Source organism: Streptomyces sp. NPDC058985, from assembly GCF_042740985.1.
Taxonomy (GTDB): domain Bacteria; phylum Actinomycetota; class Actinomycetes; order Streptomycetales; family Streptomycetaceae; genus Streptomyces.
Map to the genome: position 1 here is coordinate 1 of NZ_JBHYJX010000083.1, position 15,066 is coordinate 15,066.

The 15,066-nt window shown below is 73.4% G+C and carries 13 protein-coding genes; 10 read left to right on the forward strand and 3 right to left on the reverse strand.

Going from position 1 to position 15,066, the window contains the following annotated elements; all coding sequences use genetic code 11:
• The first annotated feature begins 345 nt into the window (after positions 1-345).
• The 3 genes from aceE to ACFW01_RS37705 all read left to right on the forward strand — a co-directional run bounded on the left by aceE (position 346) and on the right by ACFW01_RS37705 (position 4,736).
• Positions 346-3,048 carry a pyruvate dehydrogenase (acetyl-transferring), homodimeric type gene (gene aceE, locus ACFW01_RS37695; RefSeq protein WP_234953876.1) on the forward strand — a complete coding sequence of 901 codons (2,703 nt, stop codon included), beginning with the start codon at positions 346-348 and terminating at the stop codon, positions 3,046-3,048.
• A gap of 59 nt (positions 3,049-3,107) precedes the next feature.
• Positions 3,108-4,130, forward strand: coding sequence for a WYL domain-containing protein (locus ACFW01_RS37700; protein WP_234953878.1), 1,023 nt, complete (start codon positions 3,108-3,110; stop codon positions 4,128-4,130).
• Positions 4,131-4,214: 84 nt separating this feature from the next.
• Positions 4,215-4,736, forward strand: coding sequence for a DUF4240 domain-containing protein (locus tag ACFW01_RS37705; RefSeq protein ID WP_234954660.1), 522 nt, complete (start codon positions 4,215-4,217; stop codon positions 4,734-4,736).
• 55 nt (positions 4,737-4,791) lie between these two features.
• On the opposite strand, the gene ACFW01_RS37710 is transcribed toward ACFW01_RS37705, so the two are convergent.
• A complete protein-coding gene (locus ACFW01_RS37710) occupies positions 4,792-5,628 on the reverse strand; it encodes a peptidoglycan recognition protein (RefSeq protein ID WP_384511284.1) in 837 nt (278 codons plus the stop codon).
• 209 nt (positions 5,629-5,837) lie between these two features.
• On the opposite strand from ACFW01_RS37710, the gene ACFW01_RS37715 reads away from it, so the two are divergent.
• Positions 5,838-7,022 carry a MarP family serine protease gene (locus ACFW01_RS37715; RefSeq protein WP_384511287.1) on the forward strand — a complete coding sequence of 395 codons (1,185 nt, stop codon included), beginning with the start codon at positions 5,838-5,840 and terminating at the stop codon, positions 7,020-7,022.
• Here the strand turns inward: ACFW01_RS37715 and ACFW01_RS37720 are convergent.
• A complete protein-coding gene (locus ACFW01_RS37720) occupies positions 7,012-7,527 on the reverse strand; it encodes a GNAT family N-acetyltransferase (protein ID WP_384511290.1) in 516 nt (171 codons plus the stop codon). The genes ACFW01_RS37715 and ACFW01_RS37720 overlap by 11 nt on opposite strands.
• Before the next feature lie 70 nt (positions 7,528-7,597).
• Between ACFW01_RS37720 and ACFW01_RS37725 the strand changes: the two genes are divergently transcribed.
• Positions 7,598-8,500 (forward strand): TIGR01777 family oxidoreductase, encoded by a 903-nt coding sequence (locus ACFW01_RS37725; RefSeq protein WP_384511293.1) that lies wholly within the window; start codon positions 7,598-7,600, stop codon positions 8,498-8,500.
• Positions 8,501-8,673: 173 nt separating this feature from the next.
• The gene (locus tag ACFW01_RS37730; protein WP_384511296.1) at positions 8,674-10,077 is read left to right on the forward strand and encodes an NAD(P)/FAD-dependent oxidoreductase; all 1,404 of its coding nucleotides are present in this window, start codon (positions 8,674-8,676) and stop codon (positions 10,075-10,077) included.
• Between the two features lie 37 nt (positions 10,078-10,114).
• Here ACFW01_RS37730 and ACFW01_RS37735 read toward each other — a convergent pair whose 3' ends face one another.
• Positions 10,115-11,581, reverse strand: a complete 1,467-nt coding sequence (locus ACFW01_RS37735) for a regulator (RefSeq protein ID WP_234953888.1) — start codon at positions 11,579-11,581, stop codon at positions 10,115-10,117.
• Positions 11,582-11,813: 232 nt separating this feature from the next.
• Between ACFW01_RS37735 and lipB the strand changes: the two genes are divergently transcribed.
• The 4 genes from lipB to ACFW01_RS37755 all read left to right on the forward strand — a co-directional run bounded on the left by lipB (position 11,814) and on the right by ACFW01_RS37755 (position 15,013).
• On the forward strand, positions 11,814-12,623 hold the full coding sequence (gene lipB / locus ACFW01_RS37740; protein ID WP_384511300.1) for a lipoyl(octanoyl) transferase LipB: 810 nt from the start codon (positions 11,814-11,816) through the stop codon (positions 12,621-12,623).
• A gap of 203 nt (positions 12,624-12,826) precedes the next feature.
• On the forward strand, positions 12,827-13,780 hold the full coding sequence (lipA, locus tag ACFW01_RS37745; RefSeq protein WP_234953892.1) for a lipoyl synthase: 954 nt from the start codon (positions 12,827-12,829) through the stop codon (positions 13,778-13,780).
• 232 nt (positions 13,781-14,012) lie between these two features.
• Entirely contained in the window at positions 14,013-14,228 is a 216-nt protein-coding gene (locus ACFW01_RS37750) for a hypothetical protein (RefSeq protein ID WP_125492997.1), read from the forward strand.
• An 80-nt stretch (positions 14,229-14,308) separates the two neighbouring features.
• Positions 14,309-15,013: a DUF4191 domain-containing protein gene (locus ACFW01_RS37755; RefSeq protein ID WP_161329651.1), complete on the forward strand. Its 705-nt coding sequence runs from the start codon at positions 14,309-14,311 to the stop codon at positions 15,011-15,013.
• Positions 15,014-15,066 lie beyond the last annotated feature (53 nt).

A 15,066-nucleotide genomic window follows, 5' to 3' on the forward strand; every position in this document is an offset into this window, starting at 1 on the left:
GTTCCCCGCGCCCCTAAAAGGGGCGCGGGGAACTGCGCGATCAGCCACGCCGGCGCCCGCACCCGCCATGCGGCCGCACCCCCGAGCTCATCCGCGCCCACCCACTCTCACCTGCACGAATCCCCCCACAGCACCGTCACTCCGTGCCATCGCCGAAGGCACCCCGTGCCGACTTTCTCGTAATCAAGAGGTTTTGCCCCTCAACCCTTTGATCGATCATCGATCAGGGAGTTACAGTCACCGACGGGCTTCCACCCGAGCCCCACGCCCTGTCCTGCCAAAGACCTAGGGCACCCCGAACCCTTGCCGATGAGGGAACCCCCTTCGACTGAGGAAGGCGGCGACATGACCGACCCCAAAGCCATCCAGCCGAGCGAGCTCGACCAGCTCCCGGACCGCGACCCCGAGGAGACCGCCGAGTGGCAGGCCTCCCTGGACGCCGTCACCAAGGCGGCCGGGCCGCACCGTGCCGCGTACTTGATGCGCCGCACGCTGGAGCGCGCCGAGGGCGCCGGCCTGGCGCTGCCGAAGCTCCTTGAGACGGACTACGTCAACTCCATCCCGACCGCCGACGAGCCCGCTGTGGACGGCGACGAGGACCTGGAGCAGCGGATCACCGCCTGGAACCGCTGGAACGCGGCGGCCATGGTGACCCGCGGCAGCAAGCACGGCGTCGGCGGCCACATCGCCACCTTCGCCTCCGCGGCCTGGCTGTACGAGACCGGCTTCAACCACTTCTTCAAGGGCAAGGAGGGTGACGGCTCCGGCGACCAGCTCTACGTCCAGGGCCACGCCTCCCCCGGCATCTACGCCCGTGCCTTCCTCGACGGCCGGCTGACCGAGGACCACCTCGACAACTTCCGGCGCGAGTCCGGCGGCAACGGACTGCCGTCCTACCCGCACCCGCGCCGCCTGCCCTGGCTGTGGGAGTTCCCCACCGTCTCCATGGGCCTCGGGCCGATCTCCGCGATCTACCAGGCGCGGTTCAACCGCTACCTGACCAGCCGCGGCATCAAGGACCTGACCAACTCCCACGTGTGGGCGTTCCTCGGCGACGGCGAGATGGACGAGCCCGAGTCCACCACCGCGCTGACGCTCGCGTCCCGTGAGGGCCTGGACAACCTGACCTTCGTCATCAACTGCAACCTGCAGCGCCTCGACGGTCCGGTCCGCGCCAACTTCAAGATCGTGCAGGAGCTGGAGGCCCAGTTCCGCGGCGCCGGCTGGAACGTGGTCAAGAGCCTGTGGGGCACGGCGTGGGACGAGCTGTTCCAGCTCGACACCAACGGCGCCCTCGTACGCCGCCTGCGCGAGGTACCCGACGCGCAGGTGCAGACGTACCAGACGCGCGACGCCGCCTACATCCGCGAGGACTTCTTCGGCAAGGACCCGGAGCTGGCCGCGATGGCGAAGCTGCTGTCCGACGACAAGATCCTCGAGTGTTTCCACTACTCGCGCGGCGGCCACGAGTCCCGCAAGGTCTACGCCGCCTACCGGGCCGCGCTCGCCCACAAGGGCGCGCCGACCGTGATCCTGGCCCAGACGGTCAAGGGCCACACCCTCGGCACCGGCTTCGCCTCCAAGAACGCCAACCACCAGATGAAGAAGCTCTCGGTGGACGAGTTCAAGGACATGCGCGACCTGCTCGGCCTGCCGATCAAGGACAGCGACTTCACCGACGGCGTGGTCCCCTACGGCCACCCGGGCGCCGACTCCCCCGAGGTCCGCTACCTCCAGGAGCGCCGCGCCGCGCTCGGCGGTCCGGCCCCGGCCCGCCGCGTGCACCCGGTCGCGCCGCTGCCCGCGCCCGCCGAGAAGGCGTTCGCCTCCTTCGACAAGGGCTCCGGCTCGCAGAGCGTGGCCACCACCATGGCCTTCGTCCGCCTGGTCAAGGACCTGGTCCGCGACAAGGAGACCGGCAAGCGCTGGGTGCCGATCGTCCCCGACGAGGCGCGCACCTTCGGCATGGAGAGCCTCTTCCCGTCCCTGGGCATCTACTCCCCCAAGGGCCAGACGTACGAGCCGGTCGACCGCGACCAGCTGATGTACTACAAGGAGGCCGAGAACGGCCAGATCCTCAACGAGGGGATCACCGAGGCCGGTTCGATGGCCGACTTCATCGCCGCGTCGACGTCGTACGCGACGCACGGCGAGACGATGATCCCGTTCTACATCTTCTACTCGATGTTCGGCTGGCAGCGCACGGCCGACCAGATGTGGCAGCTCGGCGACCAGCTCGGCCGCGGCTTCCTGGTCGGCGCCACGGCCGGCCGCACCACGCTCACCGGTGAGGGCCTGCAGCACGCGGACGGCCACTCCCCGGCGATCGCGGCGACCAACCCGGCCGCGCTGACGTACGACCCGGCGTTCGCGTACGAGGTCGCGGCGATCGTCAAGGACGGTCTGCGCCGCATGTACGGCGAGGCGGCCCCGGGCGAGGACCCGAACGTCTTCTACTACCTGACCGTCTACAACGAGCCGATGCCGCAGCCGGCCAAGCCGTCCGGCGCCGGTGTGGACGAGGGCATCGTCAAGGGCCTGTACCGCTTCAACACGGCGGAGTCGGCGGGCCTGACCCCGGCGGCGAACGCCCCGCGGCTCCAGCTGCTGTCCTCCGGCACGGCGATCCACTGGGCGCTCAAGGCGCAGCAGCTGCTCGCCGAGGAGTGGGGCGTGGCCGCCGACGTCTGGTCCGCGACCTCCTGGACGGAGCTGCGCCGGGACGCGATGGACGCCGACGCGGCGCTGCTGCGCGGCGAGGAGCGGGTGCCGTACGTCCGCCGGGCGCTCCAGGGCGCCGAGGGCCCGGTCCTCGCGGTCTCCGACTACATGCGCCAGGTCCCTGACCAGATCGCGCAGTGGGTCGAGCAGGACTACTCGTCGCTCGGTGCCGACGGCTTCGGCCTCTCGGACACCCGTGACGCCGCCCGCCGGCACTTCGGTGTCGACGCCGAGTCCATCGTGGTCGCGGCCCTGGCCCAGCTCGCCCGGCGCGGCGAGGTCAAGGCGACGGCCGTGAAGGAGGCGCGCGAGCGCTACGGCCTGTAAGGCCGGGCACGACCCGAGGAGGCCCCCGCCGCGGCGGGGGCCTCCTGCATGATGTGGGGATGCGCGCTGCCCGCCTCATCAAGATGGTGCTGCTCCTCCAGTCCCGCCCGTCCATGACCGCCGCCGAACTGGCCCGGGAGCTGGAGGTCTCCGAGCGGACCGTGACGCGGGACGCGCAGGCGCTGTCGGAGGCCGGGGTCCCGGTGTACGCCGAGCGCGGGCGGGCCGGGGGCTACCGGCTGATCGGCGGTTACCGGACGCGGCTGACCGGGCTGGCCCGGGGCGAGGCCGAGGCGCTCTTCCTGTCCGGGGTACCGGGCGCGCTGCGCGAGATGGGCCTGGAGGACGCGGCCTCGGCGGCCCGGCTGAAGGTGTCGGCGGCGCTGCTCCCGTCGCTGCGGGACGCCTCCCGTACCGCGGCGCAGCGCTTCCATCTGGACGCGCCGAACTGGTTCCGGGAGCCCCGCACGCCCGAGCTGCTGCCGGCGGTCGCGGACGCGGTCTGGGACGACCGGCGGATCGCGGCGCGCTACCGGCGTGCGCAGGACGAGGTGGTGCGGGAGCTGGAACCGTACGGGCTCGTGCTGAAGGCGGGTGTCTGGTACCTGTGCGCCCGGGTCGCGCGGGAGGCGGACGGCGGGCCGTACCGGGTGTACCGGATCGACCGGTTCACGGCGGTGGAGCCGGGCGAGGAGCGCTTCGCGCGGGACGACGGTTTCGACCTGCCCGCGTTCTGGGCGGAGCGGGCCGAGCAGTTCGCGCGGTCCCTCCTGCGGGCGCGGGTCGTGGTGCGGCTGTCGGAGCGGGGCGTGCGCGGACTGGCATACGCGGTGGACTCGCTGTCGGCCCGGGAGGCGCTGGCGGCGGCCGAGGGGCCGGACGCGGACGGCTGGGTGACGGTGACGCTGCCGGTGGAGTCGGAGGAGGTCGCGCACACCCAGCTGACGGGACTGGGTGCGGAGGTGGAGGTGCTGGCGCCCCAGGGGCTGCGGGACCGGTTCGCCCGGGACGCCCGGCGGCTCGCGGGGCTGTACGCCGGTGCGGGGCAGGCCGGTGGCGGTGCGGGGCAGGCCGGCGGCTGACCGTTCCCGCGCGGCGATTCCCGCATAACGATCCGCCGCACTCCACGTGCGTGGCACCCCCGCAGGGCCGATGCTGGACCCGTGATGGACGAGACGGAGTTCTGGGAGCTGATCGACGCCGCCCGGCAGGGCGCCGACGGCGATCCCGAGGACCAGGCCGACCTGCTGGTGGACCGGCTGCTCACCATGGACCCGGACCTCGTGCTCGACTTCGCCCGCCACTTCGAGGCCCGCTACAACCGCGCCTGCACCTGGGACCTGTGGGCCGCGGCGTGGGTGCTGCTGGGCGGGGCCAGCGACGACGCGTTCGACTTCTTCCGCTGCTGGCTGATCGGCCAGGGCCGGGAGGTGTACGAGGGCGCGGTGCACGAACCCGACTCGCTCGCCGAGCTGCTGGACGACTTCGACGAGGAGCTGGACGGCGACGGGGAGGAGCTGGGCTACGCGGCCGACGAGGCCTACGAGCAGCTCACCGGCACCGTCGCCCCCGACCTCGGCATCGCCCCCGCCCCCGCGGAGCCACTGGGCACCGCGATCAACCTGGAGAGCGACCAGGCCCTCGCCGCCCGCCTGCCCCGCTTGTGGGAGCGGTTCGGGCCGGAGTGACCCGGCGGCGTCCGCTGTGCCCGTGCGGCCGCGGGTCAGCTCGTGCGGCCGCGGGTCAGCCCGTGCGGCCCTGGAGACGGGCCGCGGTCTGGCGGATCTCCGGGAGGCGCTCCGAGAGGGCGGCGCCCGGACAGCTGGTCTGGTAGCCGTCGTCGTGGCCCGCGACGGCGGGCAGGGTCGCCGTGGCGCCCGCGGCGTAGCGGCTGAGCCCGTTGCTGGAGACCAGGGCGACCTTCGCGCGCGGGTCGGTGTCGGTCTCGCCGAGCTTCCAGGCGGCCACGGCGGCGATCGCGTCGGTCAGCGCGTCCGGCACGGGCACGCCCGCGGTGAAGGTGCCGAGGGCGGCGATGCCGGTGGTGCGGTGGTTGAAGCCCTGGGTGTGGGCGCCGGTGACGGGGCGGTCGGCGCCGCCGGCGCGGCCCTCGTAGACGGTGCCGCAGCGGTCGACGATGAAGTTGTAGCCGATGTCGTCCCAGTCCCGGGCGCCGGTCTGGCCCATGTACACGCCGCGCAGGATGGCCGGCACGTCGGCGCAGTCGTAGCCGTTCGGCGTGTCCGTGTGGTGGACGAAGGCGGCGAGGATCTTGTCGTCGTAGCGCGGGGCGGGCTGCTCGCGGGCGGCCCCGCCCAGCCATTGCGACCGGGGCACGATGGCCGGCCGGGGCGCGGTGTGCCGGTCCGCGGCGACCGGGCTGGTCTGCGTGGTCGCCGCCTGTTCGACCCCGTTGGCGCAGAGGAACAGCGCGGCGACGGCGGCCAGGCCGGGCAGCGCGCCGAGCACGGCCCGCAGCGCACGCGGCATCCCGGCCGCACCGGAGCTGGAGGCGCGGGTGGCACCCGGTGCGGGAACGGCACGCCGCTCCCGGGCCCCGCGCGGTCTCAGGGGACGCATGGTCCCACTGTCCGGTGGATCGGGGCCGCCCGCGATGTGTGCTGTGCCACCTGGTGGAACCATCGTCCCGGTCCACGACGTTTTCCGGTTGATCGCACGTGCTCGCTCGGGTGACCGTTTCCGGTCGGTCGCGCGGCAGAGTCTGATCATCGGGGCCGTACGGCACGTACTGAGGGTTCCCGGGGTCCGGTGGTGGAAAGGCGGCTCGCGTGGACCTGCTCGACGTTCTGCTGGTGCTGGTGGTGCTGGCCTACGCCGCGTCCGGATACCGGCGCGGCCTGGTGGCCGGCTGTGTCTCGCTGGCCGGTTTCGTGGGCGGTGCGGCGCTCGGCGTGTGGATCCTGCCCTGGGTCACGGATTTCGTGGTGCCGGGCTCGACATCGGCGACGGTGCTCGCGGTGGTCACGGTGCTGCTGCCGGCGATCGTGGTGCACGAGCTGGCGGGGCGGCTGGCGCTGCGGCTGCGCCGGGAGCTGGACGCCGGCCCGCTCAGGGTGGCCGACGGGGTCGGCGGAGCGGCGGCCAACGCGGTGGCGGCGCTGATCGTGGCGTGGGTGGCGGCCAGCGTGCTCGCGGCGTCCTCGTCCTCGCTGCTCACCTCGGCGATCCGGGACTCGGCGCTGCTGGGCGCCGTACAGCGGGCGATGCCGGACACCACGCCCGCGTGGTTCTCCGGGGCGACGTCCGCGCTGACCGAGGCCGGGTTCCCGCAGGTCTTCAACCCGTTCGAGAACGAGGCGACGGCGCGGGTCGCCGAGCCCTCCGGGGACAGCGTGACGGCGGCGGCGACCCGGGCGGCCCAGCGCAGCACGGTGAAGGTGGAGGGCGTCACCGGCACCCAGGGCCGGGAGGGCAGCGGCTTCGTCTTCGCGCCGGAGCGGGTGATGACCAACGCCCACGTGGTGGCCGGCATCGACGACCCGACCGTGCGGATCGGCGGGGTGGGTCCGGCGTACGAGGCACGCGTGGTGCTGTTCGACCCGGGCAAGGACGTGGCCGTGCTGTACGTCCCGGACCTGTCCGCGCCCGTCCTGCGGTTCCACGACGACGCGGAGCGCGGGGACCCCGCGGTGGTGGCGGGCTATCCGCAGGACGGCGACCTGGACCTGCGGGCGGCGACGGTGGCGAACCGGATGCGGGCGACCGGCCAGAACATCTACAGCGACGCGAACGTCACCCGGGAGATCTACTCGATCCGCTCCACGGTCCGCCCCGGCAACTCGGGCGGGCCGCTGCTGACCACCGACGGCCGGGTGTACGGCGTGGTGTTCGCCCGCTCCACCTCCGACGCGGGGACCGGCTACGTGCTGACGGCGGCCGAGGTGGCCGCCGACGCGGAGCGCGCCGCGGACGCGACGGAGGCGGTGGACACCGGCGAACCGGTCACGTCGTGACCGGCGCCGGCTCCCGCTCGGTCAGGAACCGGCCCATCGTCACGTCGTCGACGTAGGCGCCGCCGAGGTGGAACTCCTCGGGCTGCACCCCCTCGACGACGAAGCCCTCGGACTCGTACAGCTTCCGGGCGGCCGTGTTGTGGCCGAGGACGCGCAGGGTGATGCGGCGGGCCCCCAGGCGGCGGGCCTCCTCGACGGCGGCGCGGACCAGCGCGCGGCCGACGCCGCCCCCGCGGGCCGCGTCGGCGACGGCGAGGCCGCGGATCTGGCGTACGTGCGCGTTGGCGGCCAGCTCCGTGGGGAAACCGAGGCGGACGTAGCCGACGACGGCGCCGTCGACTTCGGCGACGAGGTGGTCGCCGGGGCCCGAGTGCGGCCGGAAGAAGGGGTCGTCCGGTCCCGGCGGGGGTGAGACGGCGTGCAGGAGCGACCAGGTGTCGCGGTCGAGCCGGCGCAGCGGCTCCTCGTCGTCGGGCCTGGCGGGACGTATGTGTGGAGCTGGCATGACGGTCACTGTACGACGGGGACGCGGGCACCTCCGCCGCTTTTCCCGGGCCACCCGGCAGGATGGGCGCATGGACTTGGAACGTTTCCGCATCGTGGTGGCCGGCGCGTCCGGTCTTATCGGCAGCGCACTGGCACGGTCCCTGACCGCGGACGGACACCAGGTGGTGCGGCTGGTACGCCGTGCGCCCCGCGGCGCGGACGAGGTCCGCTGGGACCCGGAGAACGGGCGGGTGGACGCGGCCGGGCTCGCGGGCTGCGACGCCGTGGTCAACCTGGCGGGCGCCGGGGTGGGCGACCGCCGCTGGACCGACGCGTACAAGACACGCATCCGCAGCAGCCGCGTACACGGCACGACGGCGCTCGCCGAGGCCGTCGCGGCGATGGAGCGGCCGCCGCGGGTCTTCGTGAACGGCAGCGCGATCGGCTACTACGGGGAGACCGGCGACCGGGCGGTGGACGAGAGCGCGCCCGCCGGCGAGGGCTTCCTGCCGGCCCTGTGCGTGGAGTGGGAGGCCGCGGCGGCGCCCGCCCGGGAGGCGGGCGTACGGACCGTCTTCACCCGGACGGGGCTGGTCGTCTCGAGCGGCGGCGGGGCCTGGGGGCGGCTCTTCCCGCTGTTCAGGGCCGGGCTCGGCGGACGGCTGGGCGACGGGTCCCAGTACTGGTCGTTCGTGGCGCTGCACGACGAGGTGGCGGCGATCCGGCACCTGCTGGACCACGAGGACCTGTCGGGGCCCTTCAACCTGACGGCCCCGCAGCCGCTGACGAACCGTGAGATCACCGTGGCCATGGGCCGGGTGCTGCACCGTCCGACGCCCTTCCCGGTGCCCGCGCCGGTGCTGCGCGCCGCGCTCGGCGAGATGGCCGGCGACGTCCTGGGCAGCGCCCGGGTCCTGCCGGGCCGCCTCCAGGAATCGGGGTTCCGGTTCGCGTTCCCGGAGATCGACGGGGCGATCCGGGCAGCGCTGTGAGATGCGGATCTGACCACGCCGCGCCGCTGTGCGACCGCCGTGCGACCGTGCCCTGCCCCCGCGCGACTCCTCTTGACGATTTCTGGACCTAACCTCGTCTCGAACTCGGGTATCCCTCAAGCCGGTTGGGGGCATGACGTCTCCAGCGGCCGCGCAACCTCGAGGAGGGGCACGTGCTTGAGCCCGCGTACCAGGCGGACGTCGTCGTCGTGGGGGCCGGGATCGCCGGACTCGCCGCGGCACTTCGGCTGACCAGCGCAGGAGTGACGACCACGGTCCTGGAGGCCGCCCATGCGGTGGGCGGCCGGCAGGCGACCGAGAAGGTCGACGGATTCCGGCTCGACAGAATCGGGCAGCTGCTGTCCACGGCCTCCCCCGAACTGCGCCGCACCCCCGGGCTCGACGGCCTCGCGCTGCTGCCCTTCGCCCCCGGGGTCCTGCTGCACAGCGAGGGCCGGCACCACCGCGCGGGCGCTCCGGCGGGCGTACGGGGTGCAAGGGGCGCACTCCACGCGGTGCGCGCCCTCGCGAGCGCCCCTCGGTCGATCCCCGCGCCCCGGCGCACGGTCGGCCCTCCCCGGGCGTACGGCAGGCCCGCGCCCACGCCCCGCGTCCGGGCCGGCGCGCCGCTCGGTACCGCCGTCGACCAGGCCCGGCTCGGCGCCGCGCTGTCGCGGCTCGCGAGCACCCCGGTGGAACGGCTGCTGGCCCGCCCGGAGCTGCCCGCCGCCCAAGCCCTCGCCGCGCGGGGAGTGCCCGCCCGGACGGTGGACGGCTTCCTGCGTCCGCTGCTCGCCGCCCTGCTGTGCGACCCGGACCTCACGACCTCCAGCAGGTGCGCGGACCTCGCGCTGCGCGCCTTCGCGGCCGGACGGCTGGGCCTGCCCGAGGGCGGCGCGGAAGCCCTGCCCGAGCACCTGGCCCGCTCCCTGCCTCCGGGCACCGTGCACACCGGCGTCCGGGTCACGTCGGTCGCCACCAACGCCGTGACCACCGCGGAGCACGGGGTCATCCGCTGCCGTGCCGTCCTGGTGGCGACGGACGCCCGCGCGGCGGCCGCGCTGCTGCCGGGACTGCGGGTGCCGGACTTCCACCCGGTGACGGTGGTGCACCACACGACCGACGTCCCCCCGACGACCGGTACGTCGCTGCTGCTCGACGCCGACCGGGGCGGTCCGGTCGCCCACACGGCGGTGGTCAGCCGCGTGGACCCGACCAGGGCCCCGGCCGGTCGCGCCCTGGTCTCCTCGACGGTCCTCGGCCCGCCCCCGTCCGACGTGGACACCGCCGTCCGCATCCACCTGTCCCGCCTCTACGGCACCTCCACCACCCGCTGGGAGACCCTCGCCGTGCACCACACGCCCGAGGCGGTCCCCGCGATGCGCCCCCCGCACGACCCGCGCCGCCCCGTGCGCCTCCTGGCCGGCCTCTACGTCTGCGGCGACCACCGCGACACCAGCACCGTCCAGGGCGCCCTCCACTCGGGCCACCGCGCCTCGGCGGCCATCCTGACGGACCTGGGCGCGGGCCGGCCGATGCACTCGGCGGAGTCGGTCGGGTCGGCGCGGGCGGCGTAGGGCCTGTCCGGCCGGACAAGACCTGCGGCCGGGGTGGTCAGCCCAGTGCGGCGACCTTGTCGCGGTACCCGCGTGCCGGGGCTGCGTCCCGGTACGGCTCCAGGCGGCGTTCGAAGTCGCGGACGTACTCCGCCGCGCGGACCGAGCGCATCTCGGCCGCCTGCCCGGCCGCCTCGGCGGCCAGCTGGCAGGCCTGGTCGAGTTCGCCGAGGCCGAGGCGGGCGGTGGCCAGGACCACCCGGCAGAACAGCCGGCTGCGGGCGTAGACGGGGGCGCGCAGTTGCAGCGAGCGTTCCGCGTGCTGGGCGGCGGCGCGGAACTGCTGGAGGTCGCGGTGGCAGTGGCCGAACTCGTCGGCGAGCTGTGCCTCGTCGAAGAAGCGCGCCCAGTGCGGCACCTCGTCGCCCGGCCGCGCGGTCTCCAGCGCCCGCTCGGCGCGGACCAGGGCGGCGGTGCAGGCCCGCACCTCGCCGAGCAGACCGTGCGCCCGCGCCTCGGCGGCGTGCAGCAGCGTCTGCACCACCGGCGGCGCGGAGGTCCCGACGCCCTGCTGCGCCACCCGCGCGAGCTGCACGGCCTCGCGCCCGTGACCCAGGTAGACGGCCTGCCGGCTCATGGTGACCAGCACGTACGAGCCGTACGCCCGGTCACCCGCCGCCTGCGACAGCCGCAGCGCCTGCACGAAGTAGCGCTGGGCGAGGCCGTGCGCGGCGATGTCGTACGACGTCCAGCCCGCGAGCCGGGTGAGGTCCGCCGCGGCGCCGAACAGCCGGCGGCCGGTCTGCTCGCCGTAGGTGCCGCGCAGCATCGGCTCCAGCTCGTGCTCCAGGTACCGCACCAGCGCCTGCCTGGCGTGCCCGCCGCCGTACCGGTCGTCCAGGCTGCGGAACAGCTCGCCGACCGAGCGCAGCGCGGCGAGGTCGCCGCCGGTGACCCGCTGGCCGGGGCCGCGCTCGGCGGGGGCGCGGCGCCGGGCGGGGTCGAGCGGGACCGCCGGGAGCCTGGGGGGTGCCGGGCGGCCCTGGGCGGGGATACGGAGGGGCACCTCGGCACGGGCCACCCTCTCGTCCGCGCGGCCGATCAGCCAGTCCCGGCTGGGCACGACGAGTCCGGCCGGGGTGAAGGCGATCTTCCGCAGTTCGGCGTGGCTGCCGGAGTCCTTCCGCCACAGGCCGCCGACGATGTCGACGGCCTCGTCGGGACTCCCCGCGAACTCCAGCCCGGCGTAGACCGGCGCGCAGGCGTCCAGGCCGAGGTCCTGGGCGGTGAGGCGGCGGCCCAGGCGCCGGGTGAAGACCTCGGCGATCAGCGCCGGGGTGGTGCCGCGGGGCTGCTGGCCGCGCAGCCACCGGGTGACGGACGTCTTGTCGTATCTCAGGTCCAGGCCGTGTTCGAGTCCGAGCTGGTCGACGCGACGCGCGAGACCCGCGTTCGAGAACCCCGCTTCGGCGATGAGCGCGGCGAGCTGGCGGTTGGGGGTGCGCTGCGCGGGTCGTTCCGTCATGGTGCGGTGCGGTCTCCTGCCTTCCGGGCCGATGTGCCCGGAGCGCCTGTGAGCAGCCCTTATGGCCTCGTGAACGGCGCGAATGTAGCGGAGAGTAAGCGACCGATCGCAGACTTCGAGCGGCATTCATCCGATCGTGTGAGGATTGCCCGCCCGGCTGACGGCGAAGGGGCGGTCGTACAGTGGCATGGGCACGCTTCGTGCCTGACGACCTTCCAGGGAGGCACTTGCCGTGAGTGAGCTGCGGTTCGTCCGAATGGGGTTCGATGCCGAACGCGTCGAGTACCAGGAGGCGTGGGACGAGCAGCGCCGGGTGCACGCCGCGCGGTTCGCCGACGAGGTCCCCGACACCGTGCTGCTCCTCGAACACCCGCCGGTCTACACCGCCGGCCGGCGCACCGAGGAGAGCGAGCGCCCGCTGGACGGGACGCCCGTGATCGACGTGGACCGCGGCGGCAAGATCACCTGGCACGGGCCGGGCCAGCTGGTCGGCTACCCGATCCAGAAGCTCCCGCGCCCGGTGGACGTGGTGGCGCACGTACGGCGCCTCGAAGAGGCCCTGATCCGCACCTGCGCGGAGTTCGGCCTGGAGACCACCCGGGTCGAGGGCCGCAGCGGGGTCTGGGTCCTGGGCGAACCCGAACCGGAGGCGGCGCGGCGCCCGGCACTGGGCGGCCTCTCCCTGGACTTCGACCCCCGCCTGACGGACGACGAGTTCGACCCCCGTATGAACGGGCCCGAGTACGCGCCGTCCAACGCCGGCCAGCGCCGCGAGGACCGCAAGATCGCCGCGATCGGCATCCGGGTCGCCAAGGGCGTCACCATGCACGGCTTCGCGCTGAACGTGAACCCCGACAACAAGTGGTTCGACCGGATCATCCCCTGCGGCATCCGCGACGCGGGCGTCGCCTCCCTGGCGAACGAACTCGGCCGCGACGTGACCATCGGGGAGGTCCTCCCGGTCGCGGAGCGCCACCTGCGGGACGTGCTGGAGAACGCGGACCTCAAGCCGAGGGTGATCGAGAAGGCACCGGCGGCATGAATCCAGCCTGTTCGGTCCTCCGCGGCGGCATAAATCCGACGGGGCATAAATTCAGCCCGTCCGGCGTTTGAGGACGAGGCCGTTCAGGCCGAAGCGGGGGCCTGGGGGCGGCAGCCCCAGCAGGGCCAGCACCCTCGCCGGGCATTCAAATCAACGGGCGTACGCTTGAAGGCGCCGAAGAATCAAACGCTAGGGAGCCGGTCGTGTCCGCAGTCGCACCCGACGGACGCAAGATGCTGCGCCTGGAGGTCCGCAACAGCCAGACCCCCATCGAGCGCAAGCCCGAGTGGATCAAGACCCGGGCGAAAATGGGCCCCGAGTACACGAAGATGCAGAACCTCGTGAAGGGCGAGGGCCTGCACACGGTCTGCCAGGAAGCCGGCTGTCCCAACATCTACGAGTGCTGGGAGGACCGCGAGGCGACCTTCCTCATCGGCGGCGACCAGTGCACCCGGCGCTGCGACTTCTGCCAGATCGACACCGGCAAGCCCGAGGCGCTCGACCGCGACGAGCCCCGCCGCGTCGGCGAGTCCGTGGTCACCATGGACCTGAACTACGCCACCATCACCGGCGTCGCCCGTGACGACCTGCCCGACGGCGGCGCCTGGCTGTACGCCGAGACGGTGCGCCAGATCCACCAGCAGACGGCGGAGCGCGAGGCCGGCCGCACCAAGGTCGAGCTGCTCGCCCCCGACTTCAACGCGGTGCCGGAACTGCTGCGCGAGGTCTTCGACTCCCGCCCCGAGGTCTTCGCGCACAACGTCGAGACCGTCCCGCGGATCTTCAAGCGCATCCGCCCGGGCTTCCGGTACGAGCGCTCGCTGAAGGTGCTCACCGACGCCCGCGACTACGGCCTGGTCACCAAGTCCAACCTGATCCTCGGCATGGGCGAGACCCGTGAGGAGATCAGCGAGGCGCTGAAGCAGCTGCACGGGGCCGGCTGCGAGCTGATCACCATCACGCAGTACCTGCGCCCCTCGGTGCGCCACCACCCCGTGGAGCGCTGGGTCAAGCCGCACGAGTTCGTGGAGCTGAAGGAGGAGGCCGAGCAGATCGGCTTCTCCGGAGTGATGTCCGGCCCGCTGGTCCGGTCCTCGTACCGCGCGGGGCGGCTCTACGGCATGGCCATGGAGCAGCGTCACTCCGCCACCGTGTGAATTCACGCACAAGGCCCTACTCGCCAGTAATGGCCGAGATTCCGCGGCCCCGACCGTCCTCGCAGATGAGGACACCGGTCGGGGCCGCGCGCCCGTTCCGGGGCCCGGCATCACGGCTTCACGTCCGTTTGACCGGCGGGTCACGCCCTGGTAACACCAGTCAGTGACCCTGGAATCACACCACGTACACCCGTCTCCGTACCCGGAGCCGTACCGAGGGGGGACCTCCACGATGCAGGCCGCACCCGTTCGCCCCACCGCCGTCCGCGCCACCGCCATCCCGTCGTTCACCACCGCGCTGCGGGCCGTCGAGTCGCTGCTGATGAGCAGCGGCCAGCGCACCGCCCGGCGCAACGCCTGGACCTCCGTGCTGGAGGACCGCCGCCGCGCCAAGGAGCGCATCGAGACGGAGCGGGTGCTCGGGCAGTCCCTCGCCGGCCGGCCCTGACCCCGGCACCGGCCGCCGCCCCGGCCCCCCGCCGGACACTGCCGTCGTCGGCGCTTTCGGGGGCACGTAGACTTCGTGCCATGGCGAGGAAGGAACCTGCAGCGGACGCTGCGAATCCAGGGCGACTGAAGCAGATCGCTCTGACCTACAAGATGACCCGCAAGGCCGACAAGAAGATCGGTCTTGTGCTCGCGGGTGTCGGCATCGTCGTCTTCGGTGTCTTCCTGGCGATCGGTTTCCTGGTCGGTCACCCCATCTATCTCGGCATCCTGGGCGTGCTGCTCGCCTTCCTCGCGACGGCGATCGTCTTCGGGCGCCGGGCCGAGCGGGCGGCCTTCGGCCAGATGGAGGGACAGCCGGGTGCCGCGGCGGCCGTGCTGGACAACATCGGCCGGGGCTGGAGCACCACCCCCGCGGTGGCGATGAACCGCAACCAGGACGTCGTGCACCGCGCGGTCGGCAAGGCCGGCATCGTGCTGGTCGCCGAGGGCAACCCGAACCGGGTGAAGTCCCTGCTCGCGGCCGAGAAGAAGAAGATGAACCGCATCGTCGCCGACGTGCCCGTGCACGACCTGGTGGTGGGCACCGGCGAGGGCCAGGTCGAGCTGAAGAAGCTGCGCACGACCATGCTCAAGCTCCCCCGCGTCCTGTCCGGCCCGCAGGTCACCGTGACCAACGACCGGCTGCGGGCTCTGGGTGACCTGATGAGCAACATGCCGCTGCCGAAGGGCCCGATGCCCAAGGGCATGCGCATGCCGCGCGGCGGCAACCCGCGCCAGCGCTGACCCCGTAGGACTCCGAGACGCCGGTACGGCGATGGGGGCGACCGAATCACTTC